At 47.9% G+C, this 13837-nt stretch carries 14 protein-coding genes; 8 read left to right on the top strand and 6 right to left on the bottom strand.

The window, feature by feature from the left end; translation table 11 throughout:
* The first annotated feature begins 180 nt into the window (after positions 1–180).
* Together RQP52_RS16365 and RQP52_RS16370 are read left to right on the top strand one after the other, a co-directional pair.
* Positions 181–891 (top strand): metallophosphoesterase family protein, encoded by a 711-nt coding sequence (locus RQP52_RS16365; RefSeq protein WP_315952870.1) that lies wholly within the window; start codon positions 181–183, stop codon positions 889–891.
* A 139-nt stretch (positions 892–1030) separates the two neighbouring features.
* Positions 1031–1942 (top strand): AraC family transcriptional regulator, encoded by a 912-nt coding sequence (locus RQP52_RS16370; protein WP_315952871.1) that lies wholly within the window; start codon positions 1031–1033, stop codon positions 1940–1942.
* A gap of 160 nt (positions 1943–2102) precedes the next feature.
* Here the strand turns inward: RQP52_RS16370 and RQP52_RS16375 are convergent, their stop codons facing one another.
* The 5 genes from RQP52_RS16375 to RQP52_RS16395 form a co-directional block, all read right to left on the bottom strand.
* The gene (locus tag RQP52_RS16375; RefSeq protein ID WP_315952872.1) at positions 2103–2870 is read right to left on the bottom strand and encodes a DODA-type extradiol aromatic ring-opening family dioxygenase; all 768 of its coding nucleotides are present in this window, start codon (positions 2868–2870) and stop codon (positions 2103–2105) included.
* A 611-nt stretch (positions 2871–3481) separates the two neighbouring features.
* On the bottom strand, positions 3482–3862 hold the full coding sequence (locus RQP52_RS16380; protein ID WP_315952873.1) for an ArsR/SmtB family transcription factor: 381 nt from the start codon (positions 3860–3862) through the stop codon (positions 3482–3484).
* Between the two features lies 1 nt (position 3863).
* Complete coding sequence (locus RQP52_RS16385; RefSeq protein WP_315952874.1) at positions 3864–4286, bottom strand: SRPBCC family protein; 423 nt, start codon at positions 4284–4286, stop codon at positions 3864–3866.
* A gap of 80 nt (positions 4287–4366) precedes the next feature.
* The gene (locus RQP52_RS16390) at positions 4367–4747 is read right to left on the bottom strand and encodes a hypothetical protein (RefSeq protein ID WP_315952875.1); all 381 of its coding nucleotides are present in this window, start codon (positions 4745–4747) and stop codon (positions 4367–4369) included.
* 172 nt (positions 4748–4919) lie between these two features.
* Positions 4920–5897, bottom strand: a complete 978-nt coding sequence (locus RQP52_RS16395) for an aldo/keto reductase (protein ID WP_315952877.1) — start codon at positions 5895–5897, stop codon at positions 4920–4922.
* A 548-nt stretch (positions 5898–6445) separates the two neighbouring features.
* On the opposite strand from RQP52_RS16395, the gene RQP52_RS16400 reads away from it, so the two are divergent.
* Positions 6446–7909 (top strand): hypothetical protein, encoded by a 1464-nt coding sequence (locus RQP52_RS16400; protein ID WP_315952878.1) that lies wholly within the window; start codon positions 6446–6448, stop codon positions 7907–7909.
* A 22-nt stretch (positions 7910–7931) separates the two neighbouring features.
* On the opposite strand, the gene yyaC is transcribed toward RQP52_RS16400, so the two are convergent.
* On the bottom strand, positions 7932–8537 hold the full coding sequence (gene yyaC / locus RQP52_RS16405; RefSeq protein WP_315952880.1) for a spore protease YyaC: 606 nt from the start codon (positions 8535–8537) through the stop codon (positions 7932–7934).
* 155 nt (positions 8538–8692) lie between these two features.
* On the opposite strand from yyaC, the gene RQP52_RS16410 reads away from it, so the two are divergent.
* From RQP52_RS16410 to RQP52_RS16430, 5 genes are all read left to right on the top strand, one after another.
* Positions 8693–9439, top strand: a complete 747-nt coding sequence (locus RQP52_RS16410) for a creatininase family protein (RefSeq protein WP_315952882.1) — start codon at positions 8693–8695, stop codon at positions 9437–9439.
* Between the two features lie 4 nt (positions 9440–9443).
* On the top strand, positions 9444–10847 hold the full coding sequence (locus RQP52_RS16415) for a hypothetical protein (RefSeq protein WP_315952884.1): 1404 nt from the start codon (positions 9444–9446) through the stop codon (positions 10845–10847).
* A gap of 125 nt (positions 10848–10972) precedes the next feature.
* The gene (locus RQP52_RS16420) at positions 10973–11683 is read left to right on the top strand and encodes a TenA family transcriptional regulator (protein ID WP_127456901.1); all 711 of its coding nucleotides are present in this window, start codon (positions 10973–10975) and stop codon (positions 11681–11683) included.
* A 138-nt stretch (positions 11684–11821) separates the two neighbouring features.
* Positions 11822–13291 (top strand): aldehyde dehydrogenase family protein, encoded by a 1470-nt coding sequence (locus RQP52_RS16425; RefSeq protein ID WP_315952887.1) that lies wholly within the window; start codon positions 11822–11824, stop codon positions 13289–13291.
* A 28-nt stretch (positions 13292–13319) separates the two neighbouring features.
* A complete protein-coding gene (locus RQP52_RS16430) occupies positions 13320–13793 on the top strand; it encodes a GlcG/HbpS family heme-binding protein (protein WP_315952888.1) in 474 nt (157 codons plus the stop codon).
* Positions 13794–13837 lie beyond the last annotated feature (44 nt).

The raw sequence follows: 13837 nt of genomic DNA on the forward strand, positions 1-13837 counted from the left end.
TCAAAAGGGTAGTTTCATTGGAATTCATCCAATGAGTCGTACGGACGCGGCGCTTACGCATACTCCCGTGACAAGCTCTTTTTGACATCTTCACCGCCTTAAACAGGTAATTACTATGATAAAATAGAATACTAGAGAGACTCATAGGGAAATGAAGCCTGACATCAGGGGGTACAGTAGATGAAAAGAACATTAGTCGTAAGCGATATCCATGGTTGTTTGGAGGAATTCAAGCAATTACTAGTTAAAGTCAATTTCAATGCTGAGGAAGACCAACTTGTCCTGCTGGGAGACTATGTGGACCGCGGTCCGGACAGTCGGGGAACGGTAGAATACGTCATGCGCTTAGTGCGTGAAGAGGGCGCGATTGCGCTCAAAGGCAATCATGATCAGCGGTTCGTAGAAGTGCTGAGCGAGGTAGATCCATTGACGGAGATGAAATTTTTCGAACATGGCGGTATCCAAACGTTCAGAAGCTTCTGCGGTCAGGACAATCTGGATATTAAGCAATCCAAAGAGCGGATTTTGGGGAAGTGTTTGGATCACATCACCTTTCTAAACAACCTTCCGCTTTATTATGAGGATGAGGATCATATTTATGTGCATGCCGGGCTGAATCCCGCATTCGTTGACTGGAAAACGCAGCCAGAACGGGACTTTTTATGGATTCGTGCACCTTTCGTTCAGCAGCCGACAGTTGTGAAAAAGACGGTCATTTTCGGCCACACCCCAGCCAAGGATATTCATGGCAAAGCGGATGTGTGGTTTGACCGCGATAAAATCGCAATTGACGGCGCATGCCCGTACGGCTTTCAACTCAATTGTTTGGAAATCAGGGGGAAAAACGAGTACACGACGTATTCCGTAGCCTCAAGAGGCAGCTGGAAATAGTCGCTGCTTAATATGGCTATTCAGATCGCTGCGCGGAATGATCGGAGTCGTCGCCGGAGTCCTTTTTAGCAAGAAAGATCAAGAAGCAAGACGTTCAATCACGTACACTGTGGATAGCAGCAGGAGGGGGCAATAGACGATGGGCACCGAGTACGATGTGCAAATCCAGGCGACATTGGATTATATTGAAGACCACCTTGCGGAGCCTTTGTCCGTGGAGGGGCTTGCTCGTGTAGCCTGTTTCTCTGAATTCCATTTTCATAGGGTTTTTCAGAGCATGGTTGGAGAAGCGGTAATGGAGTATGTTCGGAAAAGAAGATTGGCGAGAGCCGCCTACCGAATCGCGCATACGGATCAAAGGCTGATCGATATTGCCCTCGACCACGGGTTCCAATCCCATGAGAATTTCACTCGAGCATTTAAAAAGGTGTTTGAGCGAACACCGCTCACCTATCGGAAGCAAGGTATTGTGACACCGTTATATGCCAAAGCGAATGTGCTGCAAAGGAAATTAAATCTAAGTCCCTATTTAGGAGGCATACGCATGGAATATCAATTGAGAACGAAACCGGCTTTTAAGCTAATTGGGTACGAACTGAGGACGACTTGCAAGGATGGGCAAAATCACCGGGACATTCCTGTTTTTTGGAACACGTATCTGCAAGAGAATAAGGGAAGCCGCATAGGCAATCGCGTTCACACGGATTCACCGGTGGAGCTTGGCCTTTGCACGGATTTTAATATGGAGACTGGGGAGTTAACCTATCTGATCGGGATGGAAGCTACAAGCTTCGATGGTGTGCCTGCTGACTTGGTGTGCCGTGAGTTCCCTGAGGCCAGATATGCTGTTTTTACGACGCCCAAAGTGACCCCGGATCAATTCGTCGCCTCGATTCAGAGCACGTGGAAGTCTATCTTCGAGGAATGGTTCCCTCATTCGGGCTTGGAGCACGCAGGCGGCGTGGAGTTTGAGTGGTATGATGAGCGCTGTCATGCTGACAAGCATGATCAGATCCAGATTGACATCTACATTCCGGTAAAAGATAAATAACAGCTTGTAAACAAAATAACCATCATTTGTAATCGAAATGCAATCTTGTTTTCATCTGGGATTAAGGTTCGGGACCTATAATGAAATTCGACCCCCTTTTAATATATATATACTTAAGACCCGCAGCCCGTTGCTGTGGGTCTCTTTTTGTCTACTCCGGTTAAAAGGATACGGACAGATAGCTCAGCGAGCCGACTTCATAGCTGCGGTGGATGACTTGAGGCGTACGAGCCGGGTCGCCGCTGCCCATTGCGATATAGAGCGGGATGAAGTGCTCTGGCCGAGGAACAGCCATGCGCGCATGAGGGGCTTCGGCAGCGTAGTTGAACAACGCGTTCAGGTTCTGAGCGCTCATGTTCTCCACGAGCCAATCGTCAAAAGCGACGGCCCAAGCATCCGGCTCCGTGGCTTCCCAGTTGAGCGCGCGCAGATTGTGCACGGTGGCGCCGCTTCCGATAATCAGGATATCTTCCTGATCGAGGCCGCGCAGCGCTTCCCCAATGCGATACTGCTCAGCAGGTGGCAGGTAGGGGTTCACGGACACCTGGATCACGGGGCAGACAGGTGTAGGGAACATGCGCAGCAGAGGCACCCAAGAGCCGTGATCCAGTCCACGCTGGGCGTCCAAGTTCACTTGGATGCCTTTGGCTTGGAAGCGCTCGGCAAGCTGAGCGGCGAGCGCTTTGCTGCCTTTTGCCGGGTACTTGATTTGGAATAGCTCCTTCGGAAAGCCGCCGAAATCATAGATGGTATCATAGACATCGTCGGTGGAGGAGATGGTAAGGACTTCTGTTTCCCAGTGAGCCGTAAAAATTACGATGGCTTTGGGTGAAACCTTTTTGCCATAGTCCAAAAGGAATTCGGTGCACGCTGTATCTTGAATAGCCATCATGGGGGACCCATGCCCAACAAATATAGGTGATATCATCGTTATCGCTCCTCGTATAGTTACATTTAATAACCTAGTTACTTTATGTAACTTATATTACGCGCAAGTGTCTATCTGGTCAAGTAAGTTATTTACTTTTTGTAAGTTTAGTGGGAGGGAAGGGAGTCATCTCAGGGATAGTATGGCCTTCTTAGCTGAGAACCTTTCAAGAAATGCCTTCGTACCCTACAACGTTGCGCACGGTAGCCTTTCCAGCTACCTCAGCTGAACCTTCTACATGGAGAGTCAAGCTGTAACTGGGCACAGGAGTAGATAGATTACTTTGAGTTAGCGCCCCTGCCCCTATAGATCCACTTTTGCCTTCATTGCACAAACTGCAACCTAGAGAGGTGATCTGGGCAAGTTAAGGCATTTACATTGCACAAAGTACATTCAGTTTCATCCCAAAAGGGCTGAAACTGGGGATTTTTCTTCCCTGCGTTGTACAAAGTGCAATGTAAAGTAGTGATTGGGGCAAATACCAGCGGCTACAATGTACAAAGTACAACGAAGACTAGAGAAGACTAAGACGCAACTCGCCGTGCGCGAATCCTTGGCGCAACCCGCGCCTAAACGCAAAAAAACCTGGCCTAAAGCAGCCAGGTTTTCCTCTAATCGGTCGGGTCGACCAATTCCAACGCGGCAAAGGAGTTGCCGCCATCCTCGTCGTCGGACTCGACGAATCTTTTGAGTGCGTTTAATTTGTTTTCCCAATAACGCTCATAATAGGAAAGCCAGCGCTTGAGCTCCATTAGCGGCTCCGCTTCCAGCCTGTAGCGGGTTTCGCGGCCGACTTTCCGCTCTTTCACCAGCCCCGCATCGGCCAGGATGCGCAAATGCTTGGACACCGCGGTGCGGCTCATCGGAAAATGACCGGAAATCACGGTCACAGGGAGCTCCTGCTCACGAAGCAGCTTTAGCACCTGCCGGCGCGTGGGATCGGCTATCGCTTGAAACACATCATGTTTCTGCGAGGGGGAGGGGGCTGACATCTTAAGCCTCGATGTAGGCCGTAAGTTTCTTCGCGATACCAGTCCAGCCGTTCGCCATCATCTCGCGTACAACGGAATGAGGTTGGTTGAATTCCGTAACTTTGTCCGCATCCCAACCAGAGTGGATGAGAGTGAATTCTGTTTTGCCATCCACATCTTTCAATTCAAATGTAAGCGACCAGTCTTTACCCCATGCAAAAGAAAGGCGGTTAGGCGGTGTAACGTCCGTAACTTTGCAAGGGGAGTTGCCGAAAGGTCCGGCTTCCAAGTGAAATTCATACCCGGCCTCCGGTTTGAAATTATTCGGCATGAACCAAGCCGCGATGCCCTCGGAAGTCGCAACGGCATCCCATACTTTTTGAATCGGCGCGTTAAAAACGACAGTTTGTACAATGTCCGGTAGTGTGTTTGTTTGATTGCTCATTTTAAAATTCCTCCAATGAAATGATGTGTTGTTAGTTCGAATTTATTGCTGATTTTGCACTTCACTTGAATCATGTGTTGTTAACCCTTGCTCTTCACCTTATCCAGATGACGGAAGCGGAGTGCGGACCATGTCTCATCCACAGCCACATTACTAACCGCACGATACTCAGAGATGCTTGAAACCAAGGTAAACAGGCTGTCACGGTTAATATTCGTCTTGACCTTCGAGCTTTGCTTCGGATAAGTGATCCAGAACAAAGCGTCGTCTTTCAGATACTGCATCGCTTTAGGCGTCCATTCTTCAACTTCAGCTGCGTCCTTGACAAATAGCTGGACGAAATCGTAAGACCCATTCGGCTCCCCAGGCTCTTCAATACCGAGCGCATAACCTTCGGGCGCATGGAGTACGAGAGCTCGTCCTTGCTTGTAGTGCAGCTTTTTAAGTAATGCTTCTTGCATCGCTTGCGCCTGCCTTTCCTTTCCATGCCTAGCTTACTTGTAGGTTGTCCTAAAAGACATTCGCTCATGAAATACGAAACCAAATGGTTACATGTTGGATTATACGAAACCTTTTGGTTTCACGTCAAGAGGAAAAAAAGCAGCTGCTCTCTATGAGAGCAGCCGCTTTTATTTACCAAGCGTAAGCTTCCGGAGCCGCTTTACCGGGACCAGGGAAGATTTCATCCAACTTTTTCAAAGTCTCTTCACTTAGTGAAACCTCAGGTACGCGTAATGAGTCCTGAAGCTGCTCGATAGTTCTTGGTCCGATAATCGGTGAAGTAACAGCCGAATGCGATAGAACCCAAGCCAAAGCAACAACGTCTTCTTTTTCGCCGATTTCTTTGCAGAGTGCGGAGAATTGCTCCAATTGGCTCCGATGCTTCTCAACCCGTTCGGCAGAGCGTGTGCTGCGAGCACCAGTACCTGCCAAGGCGTTACGGCCGAGCAAGCCTCCGGCAAGCGGACTCCACGGAATGACGCCTAGACCGAGCTTCTCAGCAGCAGGAAGCACTTCCAACTCTGGCAATCTGGCAAGCAGGTTGTACAGATGCTGCTCGGAGACTAAGCCCAAGAAGTGGCGGGCTTTCGCTTCGGCTTGGGCACAGGCTATGTGCCAGCCTGCAAAGTTGCTGGAGCCAATATAGTCGACTGTGCCTTGGTTAACCGCGGATTCGAACACACCCCACAGCTCATCCCAACTCACGTTACGGTCAATATGATGCATTTGGTAAAGCTCAATGTGGTCGGTCTGCAGTCTTTTGAGGGAAGCGTCCAAATGACGTCTGATTTTGTAAGCAGACAATCCACGTTCTGAGTTAGGTCCATCATGAGGATCATTCATATCGCCATAGGCTTTGGTCGCAAGAATAACTTTCTCTCTGCGCCCACCGCCTTGCTTAAACCAACGGCCGATAATTTCTTCCGTCCAGCCCCTTCTTTCAACGCCACCGTACACATTAGCTGTATCGAAAAAATTAATTCCCGCATCCAATGCGGCATCCATAATTTTAAAAGCTTCTTTTTCCTCAGTTTCCGGTCCAAAGTTCATGGTTCCTAGACATAATTGACTGACCTTTAAGCCGGATTTCCCTAAATACGAATACTTCATGATTCATCCTCCCACATTCCTCTTGATATTAGTAAGCACTAATTGTTGAAGACTTGTACGTCGTGATGATAGTTTCTATTTTATAGAAGTTTCTACATCAGTGAAAGTAGTGAAATTCTTTACAGTTGGTGACTTGAAAGTAACTTTCTATAGAAGAAGTTACTAACTAACTCGATCAATTGGAATTGTATACCAAATACATTTTTATCCTTTCCCTCTCTTTAAAAATCTGTTAAAATGACATTGAAATCGCTTACAATTTTCGTTGGGAATGACGTAGAAACTTAAAAAATTGAGGTGATAGCCACATAAGAAGAGATCCTTCACGTGATTAATGAAATGTTTTAGGCTGAAAATTACCATTCTTAGGTTGCGCTGCAGTACCGGAAACAACATGCGTCATGTTTTATAACACTATATCCGCGAAATTCATTATTTTTAGACCTGTTTTTAGAATTTTTTTGTATACAATGCACCAAATATCTATTCACATAGAAGAAAATGCGGTATAATTTTCTTCGAAGGTCAAAAAATGATGAATACGGGGGATGCGGATGATTACTTCATCACATGTTGTGTATGCTTTAGTGACATTAAGCGTTATCGTCGTCATGTTGTTAAAACGAGGAGTCGTTATTCCCACCTTAATTGGTACCTTCTTAATCGGATGGATTTATAAGGGGGATGTGATCAGCGGGTTCAAAGCAGTCTACAACGCTAATCTGACTGCAGCCAAAGAATTATTTACGATTTTCTTGATTATTACGTTTATGGTCGCTTTGCTGGCTTCTTTGAGGGATATCGGCGCTGACAAGCGTATGATCACGCCTATTCAGAAGCTAATGGTCAATGGTCACATTGCCTACATTGTTCTAGCTGTTGTTACATATGTTATTTCACTTTTTTTCTGGCCGACGCCGGCCGTTCCGTTGATCGGAGCGCTGCTGATTCCAGCAGCCATTCGCGCAGGATTACCAGCAATGGGAGCCGGTATGGCGATTGCCATTGCTGGACAAGGCATGGCATTATCCTCTGACTATGTCATGCAAGTAGCGCCGATGCTTAGCGCAAAGGGCGCAGGCATTGATACGGCTTCCGTAGCGGACAAGGCGATGATCTTGTCTCTCATCACGGGGGGAGTAGCGCTAACCGGAGCTTATCTCATGAACAGGAAAGCGATCCGCAAGCCGGAAAGCACAACTGCTGAAACTTCAAATCAGGTACAAGCTATCCGTGTTGTACAGACAGCTTCCGAGTTTCCTGAAGCAGCTGCAGCCGTAGAAACGCTTAGTCCGGCCGTTATTCGATGGTCCAAAGTGTTCGCGGTGCTTGTTCCACTTTCCATGCTTGCCGTTATGGTGGTTATGATTCTAAGCAAGCTGGGACATAAAGGCATGAGCGGATTTGAAGGAGGAGATGGCGCCGCGTTTATCGGCGGTGTGGCGGTTATCCTACTCATTTTATCCTGTACATTGTTCTCCAAAGTTCAAGCCTTGGATAAGATCAGCGATCATCTGACAGAAGGCTTCGTTTTTGCATTCAAAGCCATGGGGCCGGTCATTCCGATCGCAGGATTCTTTTTCCTGGGGAATGCAGATTTCTCCAAAAGCATTCTCTCCTTAGGCGAAGGTGATAAAGCGCCGGCGATTCTCTACGATTTGGTGATGTCTGTTCAACATTTGATCCCGTCGAGCGGCATCCTGACTTCGTTTGGATTGTTAGTCATGGGGATTATCGCGGGATTAGAAGGCTCGGGTTTCTCCGGTCTTCCTCTCACAGGCTCGTTGTCCGGTGCTTTGGCGCCGGCAGTAGGTATGGATCCCTCCACGTTGGCGGCTATCGGCCAGATGGGGTCGGTATGGTCGGGCGGAGGGACGCTCATTGCGTGGTCATCGCTCGTAGCGGTTGCCGGATTCGCCGGTGTCTCGGCGATTGATTTGGCGCGGAAGAACTTCTTGCCGGTTATAATCGGCTTAAGTGTTTCTACGATTTTAGCTGTTTTAATATGGTAGGTTAAAAAAAGCGCCAAGCCATTTACGTCGCAGACGATAGATGGTTAGGCGCTTCATTCCCTAATTGAGGAGCAGGCATTAGCTGTGGGATGATGTCTTGACATGATTTCACCAAAAGACGCGAGATCACCGCTGACATTTCATCAATAAACGTAAGGCTTGTGTGCTCCATGACTTTATGGTTGAGCAAGCTGTGGTTGTTAATAATCCCTTTGAGATGAATATGTCCGATAGGCGGAAGCTCTTTATTTAAGCTGACACCGGGCTGAAGCGGTTCTTCCACTAGTTGGAGCGTTCCGATTTTGTAGAACTGGCCAAGAGCGGCATCAACAGCAATCGTGTAAGCTTTATTATGTGATTTGGCAATGTGAGCGATGGTCTTCTGTAAATTGAGTGCATGCACGGGTTTCTCCAGCGTTCCATAAAGATGAACATGACGGTGGCCTTCGAACCGCTCGGATAACCGACTCCCGACCATCGGGCCAAGGGAATCCCACGTGTAACGATTGGTGCCGACGCATATAATGACAATTTCCGTATAGGCCGGTTTTGATAAATAATGATTCGTTAAAGCTTCAGACAAATAGGCAACAGATTTCTTATCAAGGTAATGGATATGGCGCATCATGGGGTAAAATCACCTCTCTTCCGTAAGTAATATACGCCGAGCAGCTGTACAGTATGAGTATACATCCTGAAAGGAAAGAAAATCATAAATGATACTATATCCTAATATAATCTTGGTATACAATATACACAAGTAGAAAAAGGAGAGTGAATGCGATGTCGAATGCTTATATTTTAACACAAATGACATGGCCAGAGGTAGAAGTGGCCCTCAAAACGGTCAAAATTGCCATTATTCCACTAGGCGCACATGAACAGCACGGCCCTCATATGGTTGAAAGCTGCGATGCTGTTCTTGCTGAAGAAATGGGAAAAAGGCTAACGGCAAGGTTATACCCGGAGGCACTTTTAACGCCTACCATTAATATGGGCGTCTCCCCGCATCATCTTCATTTTCCAGGCACAATTTCCTTGGAGCCTACAACCGTTATTGCGATTCTGCGCGATATGATCAAATCATTAAAAAGCCAAGGGATCGAGAAATTCCTGGTCATCAATTCGCATGGCGGTAACCAAGCGACATTAGGCGTCGCGGCGGATATACTGACAGCAGAACTGGGAGTATCCCTCTTTTATGCCAAAACGACGGCATCTGCGAAAGATGTGATGGACAGGCGCATCGCATCCAAGCTGTACGGTCACAGCTGCGATCGCGAGGTGTCCGAAGCGATGTATTTGGCGCCTCATCTGGTCCGTGAGGATAAACTGGAGAAAGGCGACATTCAAGAGGGGCGCTGGAAAAAGCTTCGCCCGGGCAGTCCCCTTCAAGGCTTCTATTACTATGAAGAAATGACGCGCAACGGCTGCATCGGCGATGCGACGAAAGCCAGCCGGGACATCGGAGAGGAGATTGTTGAGACGGCCCTTGAGCGGTTGACTCAAGCCGTTAGAGACATGATATAAACTTATGAAGCAAGCACTGTTTATTGCAGCGATCGCCGCCTATCTTGTCTCTGAAATCTATCCAAGCGAGTGGCTAACTTGGCTCCAATCCGGGCTTAGTCTTGTCATTATTGTCGTCGCATTCCGCTCGATCAAGCCATTCGTGCAGCTATTAGGCACAATTTTCCTAAGCACAGGCGCCATTCTTCTAGCGGTGAACGGAGCTTCATGGACGGATTACTTCCTTAGCTTCGGCAGTATGCTGAACGTATTAAGCTTATTTGTGCTGATTCCGATGATTGCCTTGCCCATCGAGCTCGGACACTACGCGGTGAGAGTACAGGCGATTCTCTACAGCAAGGTGCAGCACTCCGGTATGCTCTATTGTATTACTTCATTATTATCCTATATTTTGAGTTCGTTTATGAACCTGGCCACACTGCCGATGATGTACCACAGTATTCAGCCTTCCCTGCAATATTATCCGATTCAGCAAAAAGACAGATTTATTAGCCGGGCGATTACACATGGCTACAGCATGCCAATTCTGTGGACACCGGTAGCCCCGATTGTAGGGATTATTGTGGAAATGACAGGCGTAAGCTGGAGTGCGATTTTACCCATCGTCATACCGTTCAGCTTATTAGGTCTGGCTTTGGATTGGTTGATGGGGACGTGGGTCGCTAATCGCCGCCTTAAAAAAATCAGTCTGACTACGCTTGAAGAGATTTCTGCTGCCAGGGAAAGTGCGGTCGTTCATCAGCCGAATGCGTCTAATGAGGTCAAAGGGAGCCATCCGTGGCAAATCCTTATCGCGATCGTTGTACTTAATGTGCTGGTTTTTGTATTAGAGCGATTTACGCATATGGGATTCTTGCTGTTAGTCTCGATCATCGTTATTCCATTTGCTTACGTATGGTCTTTGATGTTAGGGAAGGGCATGGCGTTTATTACAAGCAGCCAAACCTTGCTATCGTCTCATGTGCTGAAAATGAAGGATCAATTCTTCATTTTCTTAAGCGCCGGTTTTATGATATCAGCTATTAAATCTACGGGCAGCAACCATGCGATCAACGAAGGGATCATGGCTATTCAACATGCCATCGGGTCTGATCTCTTTCTGCTCATGATCCCGCTAATTCCGTTAGCGCTTGCATTTATCGGGCTGCATCCTGCAGTTGGATTGGCTCTGGCAGCGGAGTCATTGCATCCGCAGGCGCTAGGTATTTCCGTGCAGCTGATGGCGATCGCTATGCTTACGGGGGCGGCCACGGCATTCTTAATGGGGCCTTACAACGCTACCGCCGGGATGATGTCTAATTTGATAGGGAAGAGTTCGTATAAGGTATCAAACTGGAATGCACCTTTTACAATTGCGTATTTAATGATGTCGATGATCTTGCTGTTAATCTTAAAAAAAGTGGGTTGACAGGGTAGCCCAATCTAAGTAATAATAAGTCCATGAAATCATTTTGGTATACCATATACCAAATACCAGAACAATCGACGAGTTGATCTACTACGACACTTTACATTTTGAGAGGAGAGTTTTATATGACAACAGCAGCAACTGAATCCCGTTTGATGAACAAAGAGGAATTCCGCTATGCACTTGAGCAAGCCATTGAAGGCAATGCCGTTTCAAAAGCTCCTTTTACAACAATGTGGGCAAATGGTGAATTGAAGAAAGAGCATTTTGCCAGATGGGTAGAACAGCATTACGCGTATGTAGGTCCATTCGCAGAGTACTTGGCTTATATCTATGCCAACTGTCCGCATGAGGACGCAAGAGACTTCATCCTGCAAAACATGTGGGAAGAGGAACTCGGCGGCGACCGTCACACCGATTTGTTAATTCGTTTTGGTGAAGCTTGCGGAACGACGCGCGAACGCGTGGAATCCATGCAGCACCTGCTCCCTGAAACCATCGGCTTGCAATCCTGGTGTTACCGGATGGCTTTCAAAGAAAATTTCTTATTCGCAACAGCAGCGTTAGTTGTAGGACTTGAATCTCAAGTGCCTGCCATCTACCGCAGACAAACGCCAACGCTTCGCAATCACTACGGTTTTACAGATGAAGAAGTGGAATTCTTCGATTTACATATCGTATCCGATGAGATCCACGGAGAGCGTGGCTACCAAATCGTACTTGAATACGCTAGAACACCTGAAGATCAACAACGCTGTATCAAAATTGTAGAAGAAGCTACGAAAATGCGCAGAATGTACATCGCAGCAATCTCCCGTGAATTTTGCTTAGAATAGTCCTTATCTTTTATAAATGTTCATAGAAAATAGAAGTTAAACCGTTCCCGGGAAGTTGTATTCTCGGGAATTGGTCTAACTGGCATACAGACCCTGCTTTTGAGCCGAAATTGGTCGTTAAAGAGAAAGGGGATTGACATGGCAGCAACAGAAACAGCCGTACAGACTTTCAAAAACCTGATTAACGGGGAATGGGTAGAGGCCGCAAGCGGTGAAACCTTCTTGACCATTAACCCGGCTAATGTGAAAGATAGCGTAGGAAGATTTCAAGCTTCGACAGAAGAGGATGTCATCCAGGCTATGGAGGCTGCTGAGCAAGCTTTCAAAACTTGGCGTCACGTTCCCCCTACCAAGCGAGCGGAAATCTTGTACAAAGCAGCGGACTTGCTGGAAGCAGGTTTGGAGCAATATGCGGAAGAACTGACTCGCGAGGAAGGAAAAACGATGGCGAGCAGCCGGATGGAAGTGAAACGTTCCGCCCAAACGCTCAGGTATTACGCTTCTGAAGGATTAAACGTTTCTGGCGAAACGCTTCCATCAGATGATGCAACTACTTTTGTATACACACGCAAAGAACCATTAGGTGTTATTTCCGTCATTACACCTTGGAATTTCCCGATTTCCATTCCAGTACGCAAGATCGCTCCTGCCTTAGTTACTGGCAACACCGTGGTCTTCAAACCGGCATCGAACACGCCGTTGATTGCTTATCGGTTAGTGGAGGCGCTTCATCAGGCTGGACTTCCAGCGGGCGTGATCAACTTCGTGACAGGCTCCGCATCCAAAACAGGCGTGCCGCTAGTCACACATTCCGCCGTCAAAGCGGTTACTTTCACGGGTTCCACGGGTGCAGGTGAGAAGATCAATCGTCAGGTACGATTATCCACTCGTGTGCAGCTGGAGCTAGGCGGTAAGAATCCGTTGATCGTGATGGATGACGCGAATATCGATCATGCGGTGGAGCTCGCCGTGAAAGGCGGCTTCGAATTAACGGGCCAAGCTTGCACGGGCACGAGCCGGGTCATCATCATGGATGCGGTGCATGATGAATTTGTTGAGAAGCTTGTAGAGAAAACCAAGCAGCTCAAAGTTGGCAACGGGTTAAGCAAAGGTGTTGAAGTCGGTCCTCTCGCGAATGAAAGCCAACTTCGCAATGTGCTCGATTACGTCGCCATCGGAAAAGCGGAAGGTGCTGAACTGGTCGTAGGCGGCGAGCAGCTAACCGACGGCGATTACGCCAATGGTTACTACGTAACGCCAGCCGTATTCGTAGGTGTTGCACCTGACATGCGCATCGCGCAGGAAGAGATTTTTGGACCGGTCATCTCCGTGATCCGTGTTAGCAGCTTCCAAGAAGCGATGGACATCGCCAATGATGTGGAGTTCGGACTTTCCGCAGCGATTTGTACATCCGAGTCCGGCCGGATTCAACATTTCATCCAGAACATCGAGACTGGCATGGTGAAAATTAACCGACCCACGACGGGGAATGCCTACAACGCGCCATTTGGCGGCGTGAAGATGTCCAGTACAGCAACGTATCGCGAGTCCGGTCGTGCGGCACTTGATTTTTACACGCAAATCAAAACGGTCTACCACGGCATCTAAACGATAGATTCATAACGGAGGATCTGACATGAAATCGGTCTTAAAGCTGGAACTGGAAGAAGCAAAAGTGATGATAGAGGCAGCTAAAATAGCGGCGGAAGAAGTTAAAGCTTTGGAATCCATCTGTATCGTGGATGACGGCGGTTATATCATTGCACTGGAGCGCATGAACGGCGGGCGAATTACAGGTCCTGAGATCGCAACGTCCAAAGCTTTTACAGCAAGTGGCCACAAGCGTTCCACGCATCTGTTCAACCAACCGGGAGGACCTGCGACAACAACCGGAGAAGCGTTCGGTATTCACGTGATGATGCCAGGTAAGTTCGCGATCTTCGTTGGCGGATTCCCGATTGTCGTGAATGGCGAAGTCATTGGAGGCGTCGGCGTTAGCGGAGGGAACGGGGAGCAGGACACAGCGGTCGGCACCGCGGCGTTAAAGGCTTTGCAGCAGCATTTGGGCAGCGAATATGAAGTAATGACCCAAGCGGATATTAAAAAATAATCGCGGTTCGTTCCTTGTGAAACTAGCTGCACATGGAGAGGGAA

This window comes from Paenibacillus violae, from assembly GCF_032461945.1.
GTDB classification, from domain to species: Bacteria; Bacillota; Bacilli; order Paenibacillales; family NBRC-103111; genus Paenibacillus_E; species Paenibacillus_E violae.

Bases quoted from the DNA above. Each gene is read 5' to 3' on its own strand.
- RQP52_RS16395 (WP_315952877.1), bottom strand. From the start codon at position 5,897: ATGAAGTATTCGTATTTAGGGAAATCCGGCTTAAAGGTCAGTCAATTA.
- RQP52_RS16400 (WP_315952878.1), top strand. From the start codon at position 6,446: ATGCGGATGATTACTTCATCACATGTTGTGTATGCTTTAGTGACATTA.
- RQP52_RS16365 (WP_315952870.1), top strand. From the start codon at position 181: ATGAAAAGAACATTAGTCGTAAGCGATATCCATGGTTGTTTGGAGGAA.
- RQP52_RS16375 (WP_315952872.1), bottom strand. From the start codon at position 2,870: ATGATATCACCTATATTTGTTGGGCATGGGTCCCCCATGATGGCTATT.
- RQP52_RS16385 (WP_315952874.1), bottom strand. From the start codon at position 4,286: ATGAGCAATCAAACAAACACACTACCGGACATTGTACAAACTGTCGTT.
- yyaC (WP_315952880.1), bottom strand. From the start codon at position 8,537: ATGATGCGCCATATCCATTACCTTGATAAGAAATCTGTTGCCTATTTG.
- RQP52_RS16370 (WP_315952871.1), top strand. From the start codon at position 1,031: ATGGGCACCGAGTACGATGTGCAAATCCAGGCGACATTGGATTATATT.
- RQP52_RS16425 (WP_315952887.1), top strand. From the start codon at position 11,822: ATGGCAGCAACAGAAACAGCCGTACAGACTTTCAAAAACCTGATTAAC.
- RQP52_RS16390 (WP_315952875.1), bottom strand. From the start codon at position 4,747: ATGCAAGAAGCATTACTTAAAAAGCTGCACTACAAGCAAGGACGAGCT.
- RQP52_RS16410 (WP_315952882.1), top strand. From the start codon at position 8,693: ATGTCGAATGCTTATATTTTAACACAAATGACATGGCCAGAGGTAGAA.
- RQP52_RS16380 (WP_315952873.1), bottom strand. From the start codon at position 3,862: ATGTCAGCCCCCTCCCCCTCGCAGAAACATGATGTGTTTCAAGCGATA.
- RQP52_RS16415 (WP_315952884.1), top strand. From the start codon at position 9,444: ATGAAGCAAGCACTGTTTATTGCAGCGATCGCCGCCTATCTTGTCTCT.
- RQP52_RS16430 (WP_315952888.1), top strand. From the start codon at position 13,320: ATGAAATCGGTCTTAAAGCTGGAACTGGAAGAAGCAAAAGTGATGATA.
- RQP52_RS16420 (WP_127456901.1), top strand. From the start codon at position 10,973: ATGACAACAGCAGCAACTGAATCCCGTTTGATGAACAAAGAGGAATTC.